This window comes from Fischerella muscicola PCC 7414 (genome assembly GCF_000317205.1).
Classification (GTDB): Bacteria; Cyanobacteriota; Cyanobacteriia; order Cyanobacteriales; family Nostocaceae; genus Fischerella; species Fischerella muscicola.
Genome location: NZ_AJLK01000205.1, coordinates 1 through 2,284 on the forward strand (window position 1 = coordinate 1; position 2,284 = coordinate 2,284).

The following is a 2,284-nucleotide window of genomic DNA, read 5'->3' on the forward strand; positions in this document are numbered from 1 at the left end:
CTCCTACTGAATATAGTCTGCTTGCCGCACCTGTACAAGGTGAAGTCAATAATCTCCGAAAAGTATTTCAACAGTAGATTTATTTGAAAAGGCTCATTCATCTCACTGTCAATTTTGCAGGTATGGTAGGAGATGAATGGGTAGTTTAAAAACTGTCTGTGAATTAAACTGAATCTTCAGTGTGCTTAGTGGGATTCAACTATATTTAAAATGCGATGTTGCCGGAAGCATCGCTCATAGCAAGGCGTAGCCCATTGCCCAGGTAAAGCCAGTCTAAACCCAATAAATCTTAAAAACTCCGCCCTGTGAGATTTGCAATAGCTGCAATTAACTCAGCTTGTTCTACAGGTTTAGCTAAACTTTTTTGAAAACCTGCCGACTGCGCCTGTTTTTTATCTAATTCACGGGCATAACCACTTAAAGCGATCGCTGGAATCTGGCTATATTGTCTTACTTCACTCGCTCTAATTTCCTGTATCAGCATATAACCATTTACATTTGGCATACCAATATCGCTGATAAGTAAATCTTGCTCTGAATTTGCCAGAAATTGTAATGCTTGTTCAGTCGATGCAGCTGTAGAGACGTTCATCCCGTGTTGTTCTAGGATAAAAACAAGCAACTCCCGAATATCAGGTTCATCATCTACTACTAAAACTTTTAAGCCTGCTAAAAGTGATGAAGCACAAGTTAAATGTGAAATGGCTTTTGAATTATGATTTTTCTCTATCTCCTCCCTATCTTGTAGAAGTGGTAGTCTGACAATGAAAGTTGCGCCTTGTCCTTCTCCCATGCTTTGAGCTTCAACAGTACCACTGTGACGTTCTACTAAGTGGCGAACAATTGCTAGTCCCAAACCTAGCCCACCAAAATTCCTCGTTGTAGCGTTATCTGCTTGGCGAAAAGATTCAAAAACATGAGGTATAAACTCAGGCTTGATACCTATACCTGTATCTTTCACCTGAATTTGAGCGAATTTTTGTGTTGAGTCTGCTAACTCATAATTTTCTAAAAGACTAATTACTGTTGATTTTACCAAAGACTGTAGCAGCAGTGTCAGCAGTAGTGCGACTACAACTGATATAACTGCAACAATATAGCGAGTTAAGCGATCGCGACTCAGGTGATAAAGTTGTCTAATCGGCCAGAGATTGATCAAATAAGCCATGCTCAATCCTAATTCTTTACTAATGCTATCTGCGTCATCCGTTCATATACTTTTTAAAGCTACAGTTTTTTAATCTACCTTCTCCTATGTCCTTCTAAACTGTGTATATTAAAAACTTAGTATGACAATTATTTGTCAATCTTGTGACGTTATAAACTTAGTCTTGAAATTAGGTTCTTAGTTTGGTTATTATTTTTTTCAATGAGGTATTCCCTTCATTGAAAACTTGAGCTTGCAAGCAAAGATAAACTCAAATAAAATAATCAGCAGTCAGTGTAAACAATACATTTTTACTGACTGCTGAAAACCTAAAACCTTTCGCCAATCCCAAAATTGATGCGATTGTCACCATCGCCATTGATGCCGTAGTCAATGCGAATTGGCCCTAGTGGCGATTGTACGCGCACACCAAGACCATAACCGTAGCCACTACCATTTTTGTTCAGTACCTCAGCTGGCTTGGTATTACTTCCGAAATCACTACCAATATCAAAAAATAGTGCGCCACTGACGACTGAGAAAATGGGGAAGCGATACTCAGCCGAGGCTTGTATGTAAGTACGTCCACTACCTAATCCTCCTTCTTGATAACCCCGAACGGAGTTACTACCACCAAGGGTAAAGGCTTCGTAAGGAGGCAAGTCACCAAGAATAGTTCCACCCTGCAAGTTAAATGCTAAAGTTTGTGGCCCTTTGGTAAGACTAATAAAGTTGACAGGAAAATACTGGCTATAGTTACCTCGCAACCTGCTGAGAAAAATATTGCCTAGTCCTACTGGTACTGACTGATCAACTCCGAGGCGGAGATAAGAACCGCTAGTGGGTTGTAAGGGATTATTACGGCGATCGCGTTGTACCCCTAGTTGCAAAAGTAGCAAATCGTCTTCACCTTGTCCAGACTTGCTAAGTGGAACCAGTTCTGTGGGCGCTCCATTCTTGAACACCGTTCCTTCTTTTCTGATGTTTCCATTGGCATCACGGGTGGAAACTCGTTGATACTGCAAGCCTGCTGAAGCCGTCCATTCAGAATTTTTGTAAGGATTATTGCTCAGGGGACGGGTAAAGGTGACACCGCCACCGAGACGGAGAACACGGGGGCGATCGCCATTTGTTTTT

2 protein-coding genes are annotated in these 2,284 nt (G+C 41.0%); both read right to left on the reverse strand.

Annotation, left to right across the window (positions count from 1 at the left end; genetic code table 11):
* Window positions 1-289 precede the first annotated feature (289 nt).
* Window positions 290-1,168 (reverse strand): ATP-binding response regulator, encoded by an 879-nt coding sequence (locus tag UYI_RS33790; protein ID WP_016870538.1) that lies wholly within the window; start codon window positions 1,166-1,168, stop codon window positions 290-292.
* A 308-nt stretch (window positions 1,169-1,476) separates the two neighbouring features.
* A partial coding sequence (locus UYI_RS0130800; RefSeq protein WP_016870539.1) for a BamA/TamA family outer membrane protein occupies window positions 1,477-2,284 on the reverse strand: 808 nt, incomplete at its 5' end.

Excerpts from the sequence above, each read along its gene's own strand:
- UYI_RS33790 (WP_016870538.1), bottom strand. The coding sequence starts at position 1,168 with ATGGCTTATTTGATCAATCTCTGGCCGATTAGACAACTTTATCACCTG.